Source organism: Nocardioides asiaticus (assembly GCF_040049175.1).
GTDB classification, from domain to species: domain Bacteria; phylum Actinomycetota; class Actinomycetes; order Propionibacteriales; family Nocardioidaceae; genus Nocardioides; species Nocardioides cheoyonin.
In genome coordinates this window covers 169,619-188,751 of sequence record NZ_JBDZDM010000002.1, presented here as the reverse complement: position 1 = coordinate 188,751, position 19,133 = coordinate 169,619, and the positions used below count along the sequence as shown (strand labels likewise).

Sequence of the window (19,133 nt, the reverse complement as noted above, 5' to 3'; positions counted from 1 at the left end):
TCAGGCGAAGTGCGGGTGGATGGAGACGTGGACGGGGGGTACGTCGGAGGGCGCCTCGCCGCCGAGCGTCTCGATGGCGAGCGCGGCGTCGTCGAGCCCGAACGTGTGGGTATGCAGCCGCTCGAGCGGGAAGCGGCGCGACTCGATGAGGGCGATGGCCTCCTCGTAGCCCTTGTAGTCGACGCCGAAGGCGCCCTTGATGCTCAGCGCGCGGTTGATGATCAGGTCGGTGACGAGCGGGACCTCGCGGCGGCCCTTGAGCCCGGCGAGGACGACTCGGCCGCCGTGCTTGACGACGCGCAGGGCGTCGGTGACCGGCGCGGCGGCCATCGGGGTGAGCTCGAGGGCGACGTCGGCCATGCGTCCGCCGGTGAGGTCCGCGACGAAGTCGACGACGTCGGTGGCGTCGTCGCCGTCGACCGTGACGGTGTGGTCGGCGCCGAACTCCTTGGCGAGCGCCAGCTTGTGGGCGTCGGCCTCGAGCCCGGTCACGATCACGGTGCCGGCGCCGGCTGCCTTGGCCGCGATGACGGCCATCAGGCCGCGCTGGCCGGCGCCGAGCACGACCAGAGTGTCGCCGAGGCCGACCTCGCCGAGGTGGACGGCCCAGCGGACACCGGCGCCCATCGGGTTGAACATCGCGGCCACCTCGGCCGGCAGGCTGTTGTCGATCTTGTGCACGACGGAGGTGGGCGAGAGGTACATGTACTCGGCGAAGCCGCCCCACAGGACCGGCTCGACGTCGATGCCGGTGACGCCGTGGCCGTACTTCCGGTTGCGGCAGGCCTGGTAGCGGCCGGTCAGGCAGTCGTCACAGTGCCGGCACGGCACGATCACCTCCAGCGCCACCCGGTCGCCCGGCTGGACGCCCCAGCGCTCCGCGGCCGCGTCGCCGATCTCCTCGACGATCCCCATCGGCTCGTGGCCGGGGATGAACGGGTTGGGGTTCATGCCGAGGTGGCCGCGGAAGGTCTCGACGTCGCTGCCGCAGATGCCGTTGGCCTCGACCCGGATCAGGCCGTCGTCGGCGCCGACGCGCGGCCGCGGGAACTCCCGCAGCTCGAGGGTGTGGGGCGCGGTCTGTACGGCGGCGCGGACCTGGTCGCTCATGCGGATGCTCCTGTGCTGCTCGGGGGGCTGCTCGGGGTGCTCTTCGGGACGGACGTGATCGGCGGCGAGGGCGGGAACCGGTGCGGCGGGCCGCCGTCGACGGCGAGGATGTGCCCGGAGATCCACCGGGCCCGCTCGCTCAGCAGGAAGAGAGCGGCATGGGCGATGTCCCAGGCGGAGCCCTCGGTCTTGAGCGCGGTGCCCTCGCGGCGCGGCTCGCGCCACTTCTCGTCCATGTTGGCGGCGGCGAAGGAGCCCCAGATGGCGCCGACCTCGACGCAGTTGACCCGGATCCCCTGCGGGCCGAGGGTGGTGGCGGCGCCCTCGGTGAGGTTCTCCAGGCCCGCCTTCGCGACGCAGTAGGGCATGCCGGGCCCGCGCATGCGTACGCCGGCCGACGAGATGTTGACGATGGCGCTGCCCCGCGGCAGGACGGGGACGGCGTTGCGGGTCATCAGCCAGGCCGACTTCAGGTTGAGGTCGATCAGCTCGTCGAACCGCTCCGGGGTGACCTCGAAGATCCCCGCCCGGTCGCCGGAGGCGACGTTGTTGACCAGGGTGTCGAGGGCGCCGTACTCCTGCACGACCGCCTGCACCGCGCGCTCGCACTCGGCGTCGTCGGTCGCGTCGGCGACCACCGCGAACGCCTCGCCGTCGGCCTTCCGGATCCGGTCGACCGTGCGCTGCGCGGCCTCGGCCGAGCGGTCGAGCACCGCCACCTTCGCGCCGTGCGCGGCGAGCAGCCGGGCGATGGCGTAGCCGACGCCGGGCAGGTCACCGTTCTGGCCGGCCCCGGTCACCAGGGCGATGCGGCCCCTCATCTCCTGGTCACCGAGACCGGCCAGCGGGTCCTCGAGCGGGTTCCTCTCGTCCATCACGCGTCCTTCGGGTCGGGGATGGCGACCGAGGTGCCCGACCAGTCGGCGAAGAACCTCACCACCATCGAGATGCCGGCGTTGCGGGCGCCCGCGACGGCGATGAGCAGGTTCTTCGGGTCCGGGCTCGGCAGCGTGCGCTGGAACTCCTCGGGCGCGCGGACGCCGCCCGGCCCGCGCACGCGCCGGTCGTCGTCCTTGCCCGCGGCCGCCAGCTGCGCCGTCGTACGCCCGGAGTGCTCCCACAGCCACTGGCGCACGTCGTCGCGGCTGTAGCCGGCCCCGGCCAGCAGCTGGGCGTGCTCGGGGCAGAAGACCACCCCCGCGCCGGCGTGGGTGAAGATCCACGAGCCGGAGCGGCCGATCGTGTCGGCGAAGTCGCCGAGCAGCTGCTCGGCGGACTGGGTGTGCCGGTTGTCGACGTACTCACAGGTGCGCAGCAGCGTCGTCGTGACCGCGTTGCCGGTGACGCCGTTCTCCTCCGCCAGCGGCGTCCACGGGCTCTCCTCCTCGTTCTCGCCGAGGCAGATCTGCCAGCGGCCCGGGAGGCCCTGGGTGGCCTGCTCGAGCTCGTGCGGGTGGATGCCGTACGCGTTGCGCACGATCAGCCCGATCGCCCGCGCGACCGTCATGTTGGGGCGGAAGCCGGGACCGAACACGCCGCCGGCGCAGTTGAAGCCGAGCTCCTTGCGGATCGGGCCGTTGACCACGATCAGCGGGGACGGCCCGCTGGTCGACTGCCAGCCGCCGCCGCCGGTCACCCGCTCCCGGGAGAGCGCCTCCCAGGCGGCGAGCACGACCGGGAAGTACGCCGGCAGGCAGCCCGCCATCGCGGCGTTGATCGCCGCCAGCTCGACGGTGACGCTGCGGTCGAGCTGCGGCAGGTGGCCGATGATCTCGTCGGGCGCCCGCTCGACGGTCGCGAGGAAGCGGTCCACCAGCGGCCGGGTGGCCGGGACCAGCGGGAGGCCGTCGGACCAGCCCTGCTCGTAGCAGTGCTCGATCGCCGCCTGCGCGGCGTCGGGGTCGAGGGCCGACTCCTGGGCGGACTCCCGGGCCGACTCCTGGGGTGCCGTCGTCACCGACCGCCTCCCGTCGAGCCGGTCAGCATGGCGACGATCTCGGGCAGCAGCTGCTTGGCGCGCGCCTTGACCTGGTCCTCCTCGAGGATCGCCATCGGGTGCTGGGTGACGACCCACTCGTAGTCGGGCGCGCCCTGCATGGTGGCCATCGTCCGGCCGGTCACGAGGAACGCGTCGGTGAGGACGACCGCGGCCGGCAGGCCGGCGCGCTCGAAGTTGATGCCGTCGGCCACCGCCGCCGCGCTGCAGGAGCCGCAGTCGCCGACGCCGGTGACGACGACGTCGCAGCTCCCCTTGTAGCGGTTGACGATCTCCTCGTCGACCGGCACCGAGAAGCTCCGCTTCGTCTCGACGATGCTGACCTCGGCGGCGCCCTCCTCGTCGACGAGCAGCCGGCCGACCTCCTGCAGGAACAGCAGGGCGTTGTGCTTGGTGTTGTCGAGCAGCCCGATGCGGGCGCCCTTGAGATCCGTACGACGGGGCGCCAGCCCCTCGAGGGACGGCTTGCCCGTCTCCTCCTTGACCCGTCCGGTCGGGTCGAGAATCGCGTTCGGCATCGGTGGTGCTCCTCCCGTGAGGATGCTCGTGAGGGTCAGTTCTCGTGGACGATCACGCCGCGGATGTTCCTGCCGGCGTTGAGGTCGTCGTAGGCCTCGTTGACCTGGTCGAGGGTGTACTTCCGGGTGATGAGCTCGTCGAGCTTGAGGTCGCCGGAGCGGTAGAGGCCCAGCAGCTTCGGGATGTCGTAGAGCGGGTTGCAGTCGCCGAAGAGGGCGCCCCGGATCTGCCGCTGGTAGCTGATCAGGAACCCGGCGTGGACGTGGACCGCCTTCTCCTGGAGGTGGCCGACCGCCGTGATGGTGGTCTTCCCGCCCTTGCCGGTCATCAGGACCGCCGCCTGGACCATCTCCTCGGTCACCGCGTCGGGCGTCATGATGCAGTGGTCGGCCAGCTGCCCCCAGGTCTCGGCGACGACGAACTCGCGGGCCTCGTCGGCGGTCGCGAAGGCGTGGGTGGCGCCGAAGACCTTGGCGTGGTCGCGCTTGAACTCGACCGGGTCGACCACCACGACGTTCTTCGCGCCGGCGTACCGCGCGCCCTGGACGGCGTTGCTGCCGACGCCGCCGGCCCCGAAGACGACCACGGTGTCGCCCGGCTTCACGCCGGCGGCGTACACCGCTGAGCCCCACCCCGTCGGGACGCCGCAGCCGACGAGGCTCGCGACCTCCCAGGGGATGTCGTCGGCGATGGGTACGACGGCCCACTCGGACACGACGGCGTACTGGCTGAAGGTGCCGAGCGAGCAGAAGCCGCCGAGGTCCTCGCCGTCCTTGTGGAAGCGGAAGCTGCCGTCGAGGAACATCCCGCTGCCGGCGTTGAGGCCCTTGACGCACATGTTCTGGTGGCCGGTCGAGCACGGCCGGCACGCACCGCAGGCGGGGATGTAGGAGCAGATGACCCGGTCGCCCGGCTGCACCCGCTGGACGTAGGGGCCGACCGACTCGACGACACCTGCACCCTCGTGGCCGCCGACCATCGGGAAGCGCACCGGGGCGTCGCCCTTGGTGATGTGGTTGTCGGAGTGGCACAGCCCGGACGCGGCGAACTTGATCCGGACCTCGTGCTCCTTCGGGTCGTCGAGCTGCAGGTCGGTCAGCTCCCACCCGATGTGGGGTCCCCGGGCGATGGCGGCGTGCGTGGTGATGGTGCTCATGACTCTCCTTGCTCCTCAGTCGTCCTCGGGGGTGCGCGTGCGCGGGACGGGGGGTACGGCGGCACGCATCGACACGGTCTTGACCTGGGTCCACTCGAGCACCGAGTCGGCGCCCATGGTGCGGCCGAAGCCGGAGTGCTTGTAGCCGCCGAACGGCCCGCCGATGACGCCCGCGCCGAGCGGGCTGTTGACGGCGACCTGGCCGGCCTGCAGCCGCCTGCTCATGCGTACGGCGGTGCCGACGTCGTTCGTCCAGACCGAGGCCACGAGGCCGTACTCGGTCCCGTTGGCGACCTCGATCGCCTCGGCCTCGTCGTCGACCGCGATGACCGAGAGCACCGGGCCGAAGATCTCCTCCTGCGCGATCCGCATGTCCGGAGCGACGTTGTCGAAGAGGGTCGGCTCCACGAAGTAGCCGGTGTCATAGCCCGCAGGGACGCCGCCTCCGGTGACGACCTCGGCGCCTGCCTCGCGGCCGAGGTCGATGTAGCCGAGCACCCGCTGGTGCTGCCGCTCGCTGATGAGCGGGCCCATGTTGACCGGCTCGTGCCAGGCACCCACGCGGACGCGCTGCATCTGGGCGGCCAGGCGGTCGACGAGCTCGTCGTGGACGCTGCGCAGGCAGACGACGCGGGAGCCGGCGGCGCAGATCTGGCCGGTGTTGAGGGTGATGCCCATGACCATCGCAGGCACCGCGGCGTCGAGGTCGGCGTCGGGGAAGACGACCTGCGGCGACTTGCCGCCCAGCTCGAGGTGGAGCGGGACCAGGTTGTCCGCGCAGGCCTTCATGATCAGCGACCCGGTCTGCGGGGAGCCGGTGAAGCCCATCCGCCGGATGGAGGGGTGGGCCGGGATCGCGGCCCCGGCCTCGCCGCCGTACCCGGTGACGACGTTGACGACCCCCGGCGGGATGCCGGCCTCGAGGGCCAGCTTGGCCAGCGCCAGCGGCGTGAGCGGGGCGTCCTCGGCGGGCTTGATGACGATGGTGTTGCCCGCGGCGATCGCCGCGCCGACCTCGGTCGCGAACATCGGGCCGGGGGCGTTCCACGGGATGATCGCGCCGACGACGCCGTACGGCTCGCGGAGGGTGAGGCCGAGCTGGTCGGGCGAGTACGTCGGCAGGGAGAGCCCCTGCACCTTGTCGGCCTGGCCGGCGATGAACCGGAGCTGGCCGGCCATCGGCGGCGGGCCCCAGCTGGGCCGGCCGACCTCCTGGGACTCGAGCTGGTCGAGCGCGGTGCCGTGCTGCTCGATGAGGTCGGCCCAGCGGAAGAGGAGCCGGCCGCGGGAGGTGGCGTCGAGGTCGCGCCAGGCCGGGAAGGCCTGCTCGGCGGCGCGGACGGCCGCGTCGACGTCGGCGGCGTTGCCGCGCGGGACCCGGGCGAGCACCTGCACGGTGGCCGGGTTGACGACGTCGATCGTCTCGCCGCCGGACGAGGGGACCCACTCCCCGCCGATCAGCATGCTGCCGTCGACGAGCAGGTCGGGGTCGAGCGTCGTCTCGGGGCGCTCGGTGGTGGCGGTCATTCGCTGTCTCTACCTCGGTTCCTGGTCAGTGCTCGTGGACGATGACGCCGCGGATGTTCTTGCCGTCGAGCATGTCGGCGTACCCCTGGTTGACCTCGTCGAGGCGGTACTTCCTCGTGATGAGCTCGTCGAGCTTGAGGTGACCGGTGCGGTAGAGGCTGAGCAGCCGCGGGACGTCGTACAGCGGGTTGCACCCGCCGAAGATCGCGCCCTGGATCCGGCGCTGGAAGCCGATCAGCATCCCGGGGTTCTCCTCGATCCAGCCGTTGCCGACCGCGGTGATCGTGACCTGGCCGGTCTTGCCGACCATGTCGATCGCGTCGTGGATCACCTCGTCGTGGAGGACGCCGACGGTGATGATCGCGTGGTCGGCCAGCTCGCCCCAGGTCGACTCGACCACGAAGTCCTTGGCCTCCTTCGCCGAGGCGAAGGTGTGGGTGGCGCCGAAGGTCATCGCCATCTCGCGCTTGAACTCGACGGGGTCGACGACGATGACGCGCTGCGCGCCGGCGTACGCCGCTCCCTGGACGGCGTTGCTGCCGACTCCGCCGGCGCCGAAGATGACGACCGTCTGACCTGCGCGTACGCCGGCGGCGTGCACCGCCGAGCCCCACCCGGTCGGGACGCCGCAGCCGACGAGCGAGGCCACCTCGAAGGGGATGTCGTCGGGGATCGGGATGCAGGAGTTCTCCATGACGACGCCGTACTGGCTGAAGGTGCCGAGCACGCACAGCCCGCCGAAGTCCTCGCCGCCCTGGTGGAAGCGGAAGCCCCCGCCGCCGGTGAGCATCTCGCCGATGCCGGCGTTCTTGCCCTCGTCGCAGAGGTTCTGGTGGCCCGTGGAGCAGTAGCGGCAGTGCCCGCACGCCGGGATGAACGAGCAGACCACGTGGTCCCCGACCTTGACCCGCGTCACCCCCTCGCCGACGGCCTCGACGACGCCGGCGCCCTCGTGGCCGCCGACCACCGGCAGCCGCATCGGGGCGTCGCCCTTCTGGATGTGGTCGTCGGAGTGGCACAGGCCGGACGCGTAGTACTTGATCCGGACCTCGTTGGCCCGGGGCTCGTCGAGCTCGAGCTCGGTGATCTCCCAGGGCTCGCCCGGCGTACGGCACACGGCGGCGCGGGTGGTCACGGTCATGTGGACCCCCTTCTGATCGTGTCTGATCTGCAGTGAGGTGGCAGGTGTGGGGCGGCGGCGGAGGGGACGGCCCGCTGTCGGGCGGCCCGGTCCGCCGCAGGGCATCCGGAGGACGGCTCCGCAGCCGGTTCCAACCTCACGCCCGTGACCTGTGCCACACCACTCCCCTTTCGCAGCGCGGAAGGGGTGGTAAAGAACCCGGACGGTGGGCGGACCCCGTGTCCGTTCGGCTTCTGCGCCACGGAAGAGCCGATTCACCACCTTGACGGTCGCGGATAGGAAGGTGGGCGTGATCGACAAGCTCCGTGACGACCTGCTGGCAGCGCTGGACGTGATCCCCGACGGCGCCACGATCGCCATCGGCGGATTCGGCAGCTCCGGCCGCCCCGACGCGCTGATCGACGGGCTCTGCGACCTGGACCGCCGCGACCTCCACGTCTACGTCAACAACGTCGGCGACGACTTCTCCGGCATCGGCCGCCTCCTCCACGAGGGCAGGCTGCGCCGCTTCACCGGGTCGTTCCCGGTGCTGCCGGAGTTCTACGACGAGTACTTCAAGGGCAGGGTCGAGCTCGAGCTGATCCCGCAGGGCACGCTCGCGGAGCGGATGCGCGCCGGCGGTGCCGGGATCGCGGCGTTCTACACGCCGTCCGGGGCGGGGACGATGCTCTCCGACGGAGACTTCCCGCTGGCGTACGACGGCAGCGACGACCGCGTGCCCACGTCGTACGTCCCGCAGAAGGAGACCCGCGAGTTCGACGGCGCACCCCACGTCCTGGAGTACGGCATCCGCGCCGACTTCGCGTTCGTCAAGGCGCAGCAGGCCGACCGGATCGGCAACCTCCGGTTCCACCTCTCCGCCCGCAACTTCAACCCGTTGGCCGGCATGTGCGGCCGGCACACCTTCGCCGAGGTCGAGCGGATCGTTCCGGTCGACGACCTCGGCCCCGACGACATCCACCTGCCCGGGGTCTTCGTCGACGACGTCGTGATGACGAAGCCGTCGGTGACGATCCCGCGACCGAGCCTTGCCGGGAGTGCCTCATGACCGAGACGACCACCACCGCCACCCGTACCGGGTGGACGCGGGACCAGGTCGCGGAGCGGCTCGCCGCGGACCTCGAGGACGGCTTCTTCGTCAACCTCGGGGTGGGCATCCCCCTCGCCGTGCCCAACTACCTGCCGGCGGACAAGGAGATCTTCCTCCACGCCGAGAACGGCATCCTCGGACTGGGGCCGCACCCCGGCCCGGGCAAGGAGGACCCGGACCTGACCGACGCCGGGAAGCAGCCCGTCAGCCTCGTCAGCGGCGCGGCGATCGTGGACTCCGCGCAGTCGTTCGCGATCATCCGCGGCGGACACCTCGACGTGACGGTCCTCGGCGCGCTGCAGGTGGCGGAGAACGCCGACCTGGCGAACTGGTACGTCCCCGGCCGCAACCCCGCGGTCGGCGGCGCGATGGACCTCGTCGCCGGTACGCCGCAGGTCTGGGTCTGCATGGAGCACGTCGACCGGAAGGGCCGCTCCAAGGTGGTCAAGGAGTGCACGATGCCGCTCACCGGGCGGCGCTGCGTCACCCGGGTCTACACCGACCTCGCCGTCTTCCACTTCGAGGACGGGCGGCTGGTGCTGAAGGAGTGCGCGCCGGGCGTGACCCCTGATCTGGTCCGGGAGTCCACCGAGGCGGCGTACATCGAGGACCTGGCATGAGCGCGCGCTACGAGACCGCGGTCGACCCCGACGCGATCACCGCGTTCGACGTCCACACCCACGCCCACCGGTCGGTCCGCGACGACGTGGCCGCCACGGGCGCCGGCAACGAGGAGATGGGCGAGTACTTCGGCATCGGGTCGATGCCGAACCACACCGTCCCCGAGCTGGCGGCGTACTACCGGGAGCGGCGGATGGCCGCCGTCGTCTTCACCGTCGACAGCTACTCGATGAGCGGCGAGGACCCGCTGCCCTCCAACGAGGAGATCGCCGAGCAGTGCGCCGAGCACGCCGACGTGCTGATCCCGTTCGCGAGCATCGACCCCCACCGCGGGGCCGCCGGCGTACGCGAGGCGCGGCGACTGGTCGAGGAGTACGGCGTCCGCGGGTTCAAGTTCCACCCGAGCGCGCAGGGCTTCTTCCCGAACGACCGGCTGGCCTACCCGCTGTACGAGGTGATCGAGGAGCACGGCCTGATCGCGCTCTTCCACTCCGGTCAGACCGGCGTCGGAGCCGGCCAGCCGGGCGGCGGCGGGATCCGGCTGAAGTACACCGACCCGCTCCACGTCGACGACGTGGCCGTGGACTTCCCCGGGATGGACATCATCCTGGCCCACCCGTCCTTCCCCTGGCAGGACGTCGCACTGTCGGTGGCCACGCACAAGCCGCGGGTCTACATCGACCTGTCGGGCTGGTCGCCGAAGTACTTCCCGCCGCAGCTGGTGCAGTACGCCAACAGCCTGCTGCGCCACAAGGTGCTCTTCGGCTCGGACTTCCCCGTCATCACCCCCGACCGGTGGCTCGCCGACTTCGAGAACCTCTCGATCAAGCCGGAGGTCCGGCCGCTGATCCTCAAGGACAACGCGCTGACGCTGTTCGGCCTCAAGAAGGAGCACTGATGCAGGACGTTGCCGGCAAGGTCGCGGTCGTCACCGGCGGCTCCAGCGGGATCGGGCGCGGCATCGCGCTCGCCTTCGCGCGGGCGGAGATGAGCGTCGTCGTCACCGGGCGCCGCGACGACCATCTCGAGGAGACCGTCCGGGTCTTCGCCGAGCACGGCCTCGACGTCCACACCCGGAAGGTCGACGTCACCGACCTCGACGCCATGACGGCGCTCGCGGACGACGTGGCCTCGGCGTTCGGGAAGGTGCACGTGCTGGTCAACAACGCCGGCATCGGGCTCACCGGACCGACCGCGCTGGCGACGCCGGACGACTGGCGCTGGGTCGTCGACGTGAACATCCACGGCGTCGGCAACGGGATCATGGCGTTCCTGCCGAAGCTCCGGGCCCACGGCGAGGGCGGCCACATCGTCAACACCTCCTCGATGGGCGGCCTGATGCCCGTCGTCGCCGGCCTCTACTCGATGACGAAGGCGGCGGTCATCGCCCTCTCCGAGGCGCTCCACATCGAGCTGGCCCCCGAGGGGATCGGCGTCTCGGCGTACTGCCCCGGGCCGGTCCACTCCAACATCGCCGCCGGCGTCGCCAACCGCCCGGCGGCGTACGGCGAGTCCGGCTACACCCCTCCTCCGGCGGAGTTCCTGGAGATGGCCAGGAAGCAGCCCTACATGAGCGCCGAGGAGGCCGGCGAGCGGGTGCTGGCCGGCGTACGCCGCGGCGACCTGTTCATCCTCACCCACCCGGAGTTCCTGCCCGGTCTGCGCGACCGGCACGCGACCATCGAGGCGGCATTCCCCGACGAGCCGGTCAACGACACCCGGGCCGCCGCCATCCCGTTCCTGCTCTCCTCGCCCGTCTACGCGCCGGAGAACCGGCTGCCGTCGCCAACCGCGCCGGGTGCGGGGATCCCCGGCTGACGGATCCCCCGCTGACCCGGCGGGGCGCAGGAATCCCCGGTTGACCGGGGAAATCCGATGTTGTGGGGTGTCATTTCAGCCCACAAGGTCGGGTTTCCCCTGCCGGCCGGGGAATCCTGAGGCGCGGCGCAACCGGCCGCGGATCCCGAGCCGCCCCACCGCCCCCGACTCAGGAGACGGGCAGCGGCGTGTCGTCGAGGTTGATGAGCGGCAGCGGCCCGGCGAGCTGGTCGGCGGGGGCGGGGAAGTACGCGAAGTTCTTGGCCCGGGCGCCACCGTCGACGACCAGGTCCACGCCGGTGACGAGGCGGGCGAAGTCGGAGCTGAGCCAGGCGACGGCGTGGCCGATGTCGGTGGGGGTCCCCGTCGTGCCCATCGGCACCATCGGCGGGCGCTCGCCGGTCCAGCGGGCCGGCCGCCGCCAGGGCTCGTCGCCGCCCTCGCTGCCCAGGCCGTGGCGGACCGCGCCCTTCGGGGGCGGCCCGTTGAGCACGCTCTGAGCGCCCTGCGCGAGCAGCTCGGGGTTGTCCGGTGTGGGAGCGGTGGGCGTGAAGGAGTTGACCCGGATGCCGTACGGCGCGAGGTCCATCGCGGCGGCGCGCACGAAGTTGTTGACGCCGCCCTTGTGGAAGGCGTACGCGATGACGCCGGCCGAGCCGTTCCAGCCGTTGGAGGAGGACATGCACACGATCGAGCCGCGGATGCCGCGCTCGGCCATCGCCCGGCCGACGTGCTTGGTGTTGAGGAAGTACCCGAGCGAGGAGACGCGGACCGCCCGCTCGAACGCCTCGGCGGTCTCGTCCAGGACGCCGCGGCCACCGAGGATCGCGGCGTTGTTGACCAGGATGTCGATCCGGCCCCAGCGCTCGAGGACGGCGTCGACGTACCCCTTCACCGCCTCCTCGTCGGTGACGTCGCCGGGCGCGGCCATGGCCTCGCCGTCGTTGCGCTCGATGCGCTTGATGCAGGCGTCGATGACCCCCTGGTCGACGTCGTTGCAGGCCACCTTCGCGCCGTAGCGGGAGAGGGCCAGCGCGACGCCGCTGCCGATGTTGGGGCCGCAGCCGGTGACGAGGGCGACCTTGCCCTCCAGGGTGATCTCCACGGGTCGTGCTCCTTGCTCGTGACTCAGGGCTCGTGACTCAGGGCTCGTGCTCAGGGCTCGTGACTCAGGCGTGGTCGCCGGGGAACTCGGTCGGGTAGGTGAGCGTGATCTGCTCCGCCTCCACGCCGAGGACCGGCGAGAGCATGGCGGCCATCATCGACTTGGGTACGAGGCACTCCTCGCACGCGTCCGGCCCGGCCTTGATGCTGACGGCCGCCGACCCGTCGTCCACCGACACGTCGAGGTGGTAGTCGTCGGCCGCCATCGTGCGGCGGAACTCCTCGAGCTGGTCCTGGTCGATGCTCATAGGTCCTCCTGGAGCTGGTCGGTGGGCTCGTCGTCAGGGACGAGCGCGGGTGCGTGGAGTGAGGTCTCGACCCGCGCGGAGATCTGCGGCCAGCTCGTGAAGAGCCTGACCACGGTCGAGATGCCCGCGTTGCGGGCGCCGGCGACGAGGATCGGCAGGTGTCGGGCGGTGTCGCTGGCGAAGACCGCGACGTCCGGCGTACGACGACCGGCGCCCGCCGGTGACTCGGAGGACGACGGGGCGTCGAGCCGTGCGCCGCTCGGGCCGACGGCGTTCTTGCCGGCCGCCCGCAGGTCGTCCTGGGTTCGGGTGGCGTGCTCGACGAGCCAGGTGCGAACGTCCTGCTTCGTCATCCCGGCACGAGCGAGCAGCTGCGCGTGCTCAGGGCACAGCACCAGCCCAGCGGCGGCGTGCTCGAAGACCAGCGACCCGGTCCGGGCGAGCGTGTCCGCGAAGTCGGTGAGCAGCTTCCGCGGGTCGGCGGTGTGGCGGTTGTCGACGAACTCGGCGTCGCGCAGCAGCATCGCGGAGACCGCGTCGGTGCCGGGCGCGAGCCCGCCGTCGACCGAGAACGGCTCCCAGGGCGACTCATCCTCGTTCTCGGCGACGCACATCGCCCACCGGCCGGGGATGCCCTGGGTGGCCTGCTCGAAGACGTGGGGTCGTACGCCGAGGCCGTTCCTCACCAGCAGCCCGATCGCGCGGGCGACGGTCGCGTTGGCGCGGAAGCCGGGGCCGAGGGCACCCCCGCCGGTGTTGAAGCCGAGCCGCTCCCGCACCGGGCCGTTGACCACGATGAGCGGCGCCGGCCCGCTGGTGCTCTGCCACGCGCCGACCGCCGTACTCGGGTCCAGGGTGATCGCGTCCCAGGCGGCGAGGACGACGGGGAAGTACTCCGGTCGGCATCCCGCCATCACCGCGTTGATCGCCGCGGTCTCGACGGTGACCTCGCGGCGCAGCGGCTCCAGCCGGCCGATGACCTCGTCCGGATCGCGCGAGGTCGTCGCGAGGAAGACGTCGGTCAGCTCGCGGGTGGCGGGTACGACGGGGAGCCCGTCGGACCAGTCCTGCTCGTAGGCGTACTCGACGGCGGCGTGGACGATTCCTAACTGCCGCGGCGTGCTCATGCCACCTCCCGGGTGAGGCGGGAGACGACGACCGGCAGCAGCTGCGCGGCCCGCTGGGTGACCTGCGTGGGCGAGAGGACGGCGATCGGGTGCGGCGTCGTCAGGAACGGGTAGTCCGGGTCGCCCTGCACCTCGGCGGTCGCCCGGGCGGTGACGTCGAAGGCGTCGCTGCAGATGACCGCGGCTGGGATGCCGTGCCGCTCGATCGTGATGCCGTCGGCGATCGCCGCGGCCGCGCACGAGCCGCAGTCGCCGACGCCGACCAGCGCGACGTCGCAGCTGTCGACCAGGGTGGCGAGGTCGGGCCCGTCGAGCGGCACCGCGTGGGCGAACGGCATCTGCCGCGCGGTCACGAGCGCGTCGTGCTGCTCGGCGAGCAGCCGGCCGAGCTCGACCAGCAGGAGCTCGGCGTTCTGCTTGGTGTTCCACAGCAGCCCGACGCGCGCGCCGGCGAGGCTCTGGACACGATCGGCGCGGGCCGCCTCGCCGCTAGGCCAGCTGGTCCGGCCGGAGGGATCGAGGAAGGCGCGGAAGAGCGCCACGTGGTCGGCGGTCACCGGGGCCTCCTCGGTGTACGACGTGGGTGGTACGACGTGGGTGGTACGCCGTAGGTGGTGCGACGCGGGTGTCGGCGGGGCCGATGTCGGAGGCCCCGACAGCGAACGTAGGCAGTGCTCCGCCAGCGTCGCAGGTCGATTGCCGCGTGGCGGAAGCAAACGAGACCGGCCCATCCCGCGACCCACGGACCTTTCCGCGTGATGGAAGAGCCGTGTCATCGCCGCGCTTCGACGACCAAGATGTGACAGCCATCACAGACGCGGAGGTCAACGATGACCGTCAGCCCCATCCGACCGCCCCGCTCCGAGCGCCAGACGGCGGCCCAGCGCATGCTGTCCGTGCTCGAGGCGTTCGACCCCGACCACATCCTGCTCACCTTGAGCGAGATCAGCCGCCGCTCGGGCCTGAGCCTGAGCACCACCCACCGGCTTGTCGGGGAGCTGCGGGAGTGGGGTGCGCTCGACCGCGCCCGGGACGGGCGCTACTCGATCGGGCTGCGCATCCTCGAGCTCGGCGGCCTCGCGCCGCAGGGACTCCACCTCCGCGACGTCGCCCTTCCCTACCTCGGCGACCTCCAGCACGCGACCCACGCCAACGTGCATCTGGCGGTGCGCGACGGCCACGACGTGGTGTACGTCGAGTCGCTGCACGCCCGCGACGGCGTACGCGTCCTCAGCCGGCTCGGCGGCCGCTGGCCGATGCACGCCACCGGGACCGGGCAGGTGCTGCTCGCGTTCGCGTCCGCGGAGTTCCGCGACGAGGTGCTCGCGACCAAGCTGCGCCGCTTCACCCCGAACACCCTCAGCGACCCCGAGGACCTGCGCCGGGCACTGGCGCAGGTACGCCGTACGGGCGTCGCCATCGCCGAGGAGCAGCTGACCATGGACGCGCTCGCCCTCGCCGTACCGCTGCGGGGCCAGCGCGACCGGGTGGTCGCCGCGCTCGGCGTCACCATCCAGAAGGGCAGCTGCTCGCCGCACGCGATCCTGCCCGCGCTCTCCGCCACCGCCCGCGCCATCTCCCGCGCCCTCGGCGCGCCGTCGGCGATGGTCCCGCCCGGCGCCGCGCCGCGACAGCGGGCCGTCGGCAGCTGAGCAGGTGAGCACGCCGGGCCGCTACCCGGTGTAGCTGCGCGTCACCCCGGCCTCGCCCCGCTGCGCCGGCACGTCCGACGTCGCGGCTGAGGGCAGCCGCCGGAGGCCGAGTACGCCGACGAGGCTGACCAGCCCGCCGATGATCATGTAGATCGCGATGGGCGTGGAGGAGCCGTAGGCGTCGTACAGCGCGGTGGCCAGCAGGGGCGTGACGGCACCGCCGATCATCCCGCCGAACTGGTAGGCGACCGAGATCGCGCTGTAGCGCACCTCGGTGTCGAAGATCTCGGTGAACAGCCCGCCCTGGGCGCCGGCCATGATCCCCTGGACCACCGCGGCGACCATGAACGCCAGGCAGGCGGCGGCGACGCTGCCGGTGTTGACCAGCGCCCACATCGGCAGCGGCCAGACGATCGTGGTGACGACGCCGGCGACGTACACCGCCTTGGAGTCGTAGCGGTCGGCGAGCAGCGCGCAACCGAGGATGGTGAGGATCCAGACCCCGGTCGACACCAGGATCAGGGTGAGCAGGGTGGTGCGGTCGTAGCCGACGACGGTCGTCCCGTAGGTGAGCATGTAGACGATGACGGTGTAGCCGACCAGCGGCGGCGCGATCGCGGCGAGCCCGCCGAAGATCAGGTTGCGCGGCTGCCGCCGGAGCAGGTCGAGGAAAGGCATCCGGCTGACCCGGTCGGTCTGCTTGAGCTCCTCGAACTCGACCGCGTCCTCGACCTTGCGACGGACCAGGACCCCGACGACCACCAGGACGGCGCTGAGCAGGAACGGGATCCGCCAGCCCCACGACTGGAACCGGTCGTCGTCCATACGCGCGACCAGCAGGAAGGCGAGGTTCGAGAGGAAGACGCCGACCGGCAGCCCCATCTGGGCGAAGCTGCCGTAGACCGCCCGCCGGCGCGGGCCGGCGTGCTCGCTGGAGATGAGGACGGCACCGCCCCACTCGCCACCGACGGCGAAGCCCTGGACCAGGCGCAGGACCACCAGCAGGAGGGGCGCGGCGATCCCGATGGCGGCGTACGTCGGCACGAGGCCGATCAGGGTGGTCGACCCGCCCGTCACGACCAACGTGATGACCAGCATCGACTTGCGCCCGATCCGGTCGCCGAAGTGGCCGATCACCGCGGCCCCGAGCGGCCGGGCGGCGAAGCCGACGGCGTACGTCGCGAAGGAGGCGAGCGTGCCGGCGACCGACGAGAAGTGGGGGAAGAACACCGTGCCGAAGACGAGCGCGGCGGCAGTGCCGAAGATGTAGTAGTCGTACCACTCGATCGCGGTTCCGATGGAGCTCGCCGCCACCAGCGTGGGGGTCGAGGGTCGGGTCCGTGGCTGTGCCGAGGACGTGGTCACAGGTCAGCTCCTCAGGGTCCGAGATCGGCGCCCCGCCGTACGGTCCGGGCACCTGCCTGTGCCCCCATGCAACCGAGCGACCACCTCCGATGTCGGCCGCGCTTCCACCTGGCGGCAGGTGCAGCCCGTGACCGTGGCCCCGAGCCGCGCGCGTGCCTACCGTGAGGAGCACCGACCCCCGCTCGGGCGGACACAGCCCCGCTAGGAGATGACCGTGGACCTCGCCGCACTGCCCGAGATCAGGACCGACCTCTTCATCGACGGCCGGGAGGTGAGCAGCGACGACGCCCTGCACGTCGTCGACCCGGCCGATCCCCGCGCGACCGTGGGGTACGCCGCCGCGGCCAGCGCCAAGCAGGCCGAGGAGGCCGTCGCCGCGGCCCACCGGGCCTTCCCCGCGTGGAGCGCGCTGGCGCCCACCGAGCGGGCCCGGCTGATCACGGAGGCGCTCGCGCCGCTCGAGGCCGACCGCAACGACACCGCCGCCGTCCTCACCCGGGAGAACGGCAAGATCATGATGGAGTCGGTGATCGACACGCTCGTGTTCGTGCACCGCTTCGAGCTCGCCGCGGGGCTCGCCGACCGGGTCGGCGAGAGGGTCGAGCTGCCGGCCCCGCCGTACAACACCTCGGTGGGGTACCTCCCGCTCGGCGTCGTCACCATCATCGTGCCGTTCAACTGGCCGCTCGCGATCCTGGCCGCCTCGCTGCCGCAGGCACTGGTCGCGGGCAACACCGTCGTGGTGAAGCCGCCGCCGAGCGCGCCGCTCGCCACCGTGCGGACGGTCCGGCTCGTGGCGCAGGCGCTGCCGCCCGGCGTCCTCAACGTCGTCACCGGCAACGACGGCGAGATCGGCCCGACGCTGGTCACCGACGAGCGGGTCAAGAAGGTCTGCTTCACCGGCTCCCCCGGCGGCGGCGCGCGGATCATGGCGATGGCCGCACCGGCGCTGACCCGCGTGGCGCTCGAGCTCGGCGGCAACGACCCGTCGCTCGTGCTCGCCGACGCCGCGCTCGACGACGCGGCGTTCGACGCGATGTTCTCCGGCATCTTCGACACGACCGGGCAGGTGTGCATGGCGGCCAAGCGGCTCTACGCGCACTCCTCGCGGCTCGACGAGGTCGTCGACGGCCTCGCCGCCCGCCTCTCCCGCACGCGGCTCGGGCACGGACTGGCCGAGGGCGTGACGATGGGCCCGCTGCACCACCCGCGCCAGGTGTCGTACGTCGAGGAGCTGCTCGCCGATGCCCGCAGCCGCGGCGCGGAGGTGAGGGAGTACGGCGAGGCCACGCCGGGCGAGGACCTCTCGCACGGGCAGTTCCTGCGCCCCTCGCTGGTGCTCGGCGCTCCGGAGGACTCCCGGCTCGTGACCGAGGAGCAGTTCGGGCCGACCATCCCGCTGCTGACCTTCGACGACGAGGACGACGCCGTCGCACGGGCCAACGACACCTGGTCGGGGCTGTGCTCCTCGGTCTGGTCGGCCGACCTCGACCACGCCGCCGAGGTCGCCGCCCGGCTGCGCACCGGCTACACCTTCGTCAACGCCCACGGCGCGGCCTTCCTCGACGAGCGCGCCCCGTTCGGGGGCTTCGACCGCAGCGGCATGGGCCGTGAGATGGGCATCGAGGGCATCCGGGAGTTCATGGACACCCACTCGGTGGGCTTGCCCGCCTAGCCGTCCATCAGGTCGAGCGTCTGGAGGATCCAGAACACCGCGAAGAGGCCGAGCAGCCCGATCTCGAGGGCGAGCATCGCGTAGTCCCACGCCCAGAGCGCGGCGAAGACGGCGACGTCGAGGACGATGCCGGCGACGATGGCCCAGTACGCCGCGTCGTAGCGGGTGCGGCGGTTCGGGCGTCCCGCGACAACGCGCACGCCCCAGTCGGTGTTGAGGACGACGACGCCGGCGAACGGGAGGAAGGTGAAGGTCGCGGCGAGCGCGTGGGCGTGCGCGGCGAACGAGTGCCGGTCGACGAGGATCCAGACGACCCCGACGACCCAGGCGGCTGCGGTCGAGCCGAGGCCGACGAGGCCCCACCGGCTCGGCCACGGCTCGCCACGGGCGCGCCGGCGCAGGCCGAGGGCGAGTACGACGGCGTACCCCACCGCCAGGACGACCCAGAACGTGGCGGAGTTGTTCGCGATGGCGTGCACGTCGGGCCGCTCGCCCCGCTCCGGCGTCGGCACGAACGCGACCATCGGCGCCGAGATCCCGGCGAGGTTGAGGCAGACGTCCTCGGCGTCGGTGTCGCCCCGCAGCGACACCAGGCAGACGCCGATGGCGACGAGCGCTCCGATGAAGACCGGGCCGGCGGCCGTGTAGTAGTAGCTGCTGATCGAGGTCTCCCAGCCGGACCGCACCGTCTCCGCTCCGATCGAGACCGCGATCGCGAGGAGCAGCGCCAGCAGGGCCGCGCGGACGTAGTGGTACGTCGTCGCCTCCGAGTCGGCCATGACCCCAAACTAGGGCCGGGCGCCTCACCCCGGCAGGTGACATTCCGGTGAATCCTGGGTGCCGCTGCCAGTTCTTCCTTTGGCGGCGGGGTTTCGACGGCTACTGTCCGCCGTCAGGACGGGACTCTGACCCCGCGCACGTCAC

General features: G+C 71.9%; 19 protein-coding genes. 6 read left to right on the top strand and 13 right to left on the bottom strand.

Annotated features, from left to right (window positions below; genetic code table 11):
* The 7 genes from ABLE53_RS06725 to ABLE53_RS06695 are packed head-to-tail and all read right to left on the bottom strand — an operon-like array spanning nucleotide 1 to nucleotide 7,449.
* Nucleotides 1-1,110, bottom strand: coding sequence for a zinc-dependent alcohol dehydrogenase (locus tag ABLE53_RS06725; RefSeq protein WP_348857980.1), 1,110 nt, complete (start codon nucleotides 1,108-1,110; stop codon nucleotides 1-3).
* The gene (locus ABLE53_RS06720) at nucleotides 1,107-1,985 is read right to left on the bottom strand and encodes an SDR family NAD(P)-dependent oxidoreductase (protein ID WP_348857979.1); all 879 of its coding nucleotides are present in this window, start codon (nucleotides 1,983-1,985) and stop codon (nucleotides 1,107-1,109) included. Before ABLE53_RS06720 ends, ABLE53_RS06725 begins: the two co-directional genes overlap by 4 nt.
* Nucleotides 1,985-3,067 (bottom strand): hypothetical protein, encoded by a 1,083-nt coding sequence (locus ABLE53_RS06715; protein WP_348857978.1) that lies wholly within the window; start codon nucleotides 3,065-3,067, stop codon nucleotides 1,985-1,987. The genes ABLE53_RS06720 and ABLE53_RS06715 overlap by 1 nt, the downstream gene beginning before the upstream one ends.
* Complete coding sequence (locus ABLE53_RS06710) at nucleotides 3,064-3,624, bottom strand: UGSC family (seleno)protein (RefSeq protein ID WP_348857977.1); 561 nt, start codon at nucleotides 3,622-3,624, stop codon at nucleotides 3,064-3,066. Before ABLE53_RS06710 ends, ABLE53_RS06715 begins: the two co-directional genes overlap by 4 nt.
* A gap of 35 nt (nucleotides 3,625-3,659) precedes the next feature.
* Nucleotides 3,660-4,781, bottom strand: coding sequence for an NDMA-dependent alcohol dehydrogenase (locus ABLE53_RS06705; protein WP_348857976.1), 1,122 nt, complete (start codon nucleotides 4,779-4,781; stop codon nucleotides 3,660-3,662).
* A 15-nt stretch (nucleotides 4,782-4,796) separates the two neighbouring features.
* Nucleotides 4,797-6,308 carry an aldehyde dehydrogenase family protein gene (locus ABLE53_RS06700; RefSeq protein WP_348857975.1) on the bottom strand — a complete coding sequence of 504 codons (1,512 nt, stop codon included), beginning with the start codon at nucleotides 6,306-6,308 and terminating at the stop codon, nucleotides 4,797-4,799.
* A 25-nt stretch (nucleotides 6,309-6,333) separates the two neighbouring features.
* On the bottom strand, nucleotides 6,334-7,449 hold the full coding sequence (locus tag ABLE53_RS06695; RefSeq protein WP_348857974.1) for an NDMA-dependent alcohol dehydrogenase: 1,116 nt from the start codon (nucleotides 7,447-7,449) through the stop codon (nucleotides 6,334-6,336).
* A gap of 289 nt (nucleotides 7,450-7,738) precedes the next feature.
* Here ABLE53_RS06695 and ABLE53_RS06690 point away from each other — a divergent pair, with 289 nt between their 5' ends.
* From ABLE53_RS06690 to ABLE53_RS06675, 4 genes are read left to right on the top strand one after another with little or no spacing between them, the layout of a single operon-like run.
* Nucleotides 7,739-8,497, top strand: a complete 759-nt coding sequence (locus tag ABLE53_RS06690; RefSeq protein ID WP_348857973.1) for a CoA transferase subunit A — start codon at nucleotides 7,739-7,741, stop codon at nucleotides 8,495-8,497.
* Complete coding sequence (locus tag ABLE53_RS06685; RefSeq protein WP_348857972.1) at nucleotides 8,494-9,159, top strand: 3-oxoacid CoA-transferase subunit B; 666 nt, start codon at nucleotides 8,494-8,496, stop codon at nucleotides 9,157-9,159. Before ABLE53_RS06690 ends, ABLE53_RS06685 begins: the two co-directional genes overlap by 4 nt.
* Nucleotides 9,156-10,058 (top strand): amidohydrolase family protein, encoded by a 903-nt coding sequence (locus ABLE53_RS06680; protein WP_348857971.1) that lies wholly within the window; start codon nucleotides 9,156-9,158, stop codon nucleotides 10,056-10,058. The genes ABLE53_RS06685 and ABLE53_RS06680 overlap by 4 nt, the downstream gene beginning before the upstream one ends.
* A complete protein-coding gene (locus ABLE53_RS06675; protein ID WP_348857970.1) occupies nucleotides 10,058-10,978 on the top strand; it encodes an SDR family NAD(P)-dependent oxidoreductase in 921 nt (306 codons plus the stop codon). Before ABLE53_RS06680 ends, ABLE53_RS06675 begins: the two co-directional genes overlap by 1 nt.
* Before the next feature lie 169 nt (nucleotides 10,979-11,147).
* Here ABLE53_RS06675 and ABLE53_RS06670 read toward each other — a convergent pair whose 3' ends face one another.
* From ABLE53_RS06670 to ABLE53_RS06655, 4 genes are all read right to left on the bottom strand, one after another.
* Nucleotides 11,148-12,083 (bottom strand): SDR family NAD(P)-dependent oxidoreductase, encoded by a 936-nt coding sequence (locus ABLE53_RS06670; RefSeq protein WP_348857969.1) that lies wholly within the window; start codon nucleotides 12,081-12,083, stop codon nucleotides 11,148-11,150.
* Between the two features lie 64 nt (nucleotides 12,084-12,147).
* On the bottom strand, nucleotides 12,148-12,390 hold the full coding sequence (locus ABLE53_RS06665; protein WP_348857968.1) for a hypothetical protein: 243 nt from the start codon (nucleotides 12,388-12,390) through the stop codon (nucleotides 12,148-12,150).
* Nucleotides 12,387-13,517, bottom strand: coding sequence for a hypothetical protein (locus tag ABLE53_RS06660; RefSeq protein WP_348857967.1), 1,131 nt, complete (start codon nucleotides 13,515-13,517; stop codon nucleotides 12,387-12,389). Before ABLE53_RS06660 ends, ABLE53_RS06665 begins: the two co-directional genes overlap by 4 nt.
* On the bottom strand, nucleotides 13,514-14,074 hold the full coding sequence (locus ABLE53_RS06655) for a UGSC family (seleno)protein (protein ID WP_348857966.1): 561 nt from the start codon (nucleotides 14,072-14,074) through the stop codon (nucleotides 13,514-13,516). The genes ABLE53_RS06660 and ABLE53_RS06655 overlap by 4 nt, the downstream gene beginning before the upstream one ends.
* A 273-nt stretch (nucleotides 14,075-14,347) precedes the next feature.
* Here ABLE53_RS06655 and ABLE53_RS06650 point away from each other — a divergent pair, with 273 nt between their 5' ends.
* Complete coding sequence (locus ABLE53_RS06650) at nucleotides 14,348-15,169, top strand: IclR family transcriptional regulator (RefSeq protein ID WP_348857965.1); 822 nt, start codon at nucleotides 14,348-14,350, stop codon at nucleotides 15,167-15,169.
* Nucleotides 15,170-15,190: 21 nt separating this feature from the next.
* Here the strand turns inward: ABLE53_RS06650 and ABLE53_RS06645 are convergent, their stop codons facing one another.
* Nucleotides 15,191-16,534: an MFS transporter gene (locus tag ABLE53_RS06645; protein WP_348857964.1), complete on the bottom strand. Its 1,344-nt coding sequence runs from the start codon at nucleotides 16,532-16,534 to the stop codon at nucleotides 15,191-15,193.
* Nucleotides 16,535-16,748: 214 nt separating this feature from the next.
* On the opposite strand from ABLE53_RS06645, the gene ABLE53_RS06640 reads away from it, so the two are divergent.
* Nucleotides 16,749-18,209 (top strand): aldehyde dehydrogenase family protein, encoded by a 1,461-nt coding sequence (locus tag ABLE53_RS06640; RefSeq protein ID WP_348857963.1) that lies wholly within the window; start codon nucleotides 16,749-16,751, stop codon nucleotides 18,207-18,209.
* On the opposite strand, the gene ABLE53_RS06635 is transcribed toward ABLE53_RS06640, so the two are convergent.
* Nucleotides 18,206-18,988, bottom strand: a complete 783-nt coding sequence (locus ABLE53_RS06635; RefSeq protein ID WP_348857962.1) for a hypothetical protein — start codon at nucleotides 18,986-18,988, stop codon at nucleotides 18,206-18,208. The genes ABLE53_RS06640 and ABLE53_RS06635 overlap by 4 nt on opposite strands.
* Nucleotides 18,989-19,133 lie beyond the last annotated feature (145 nt).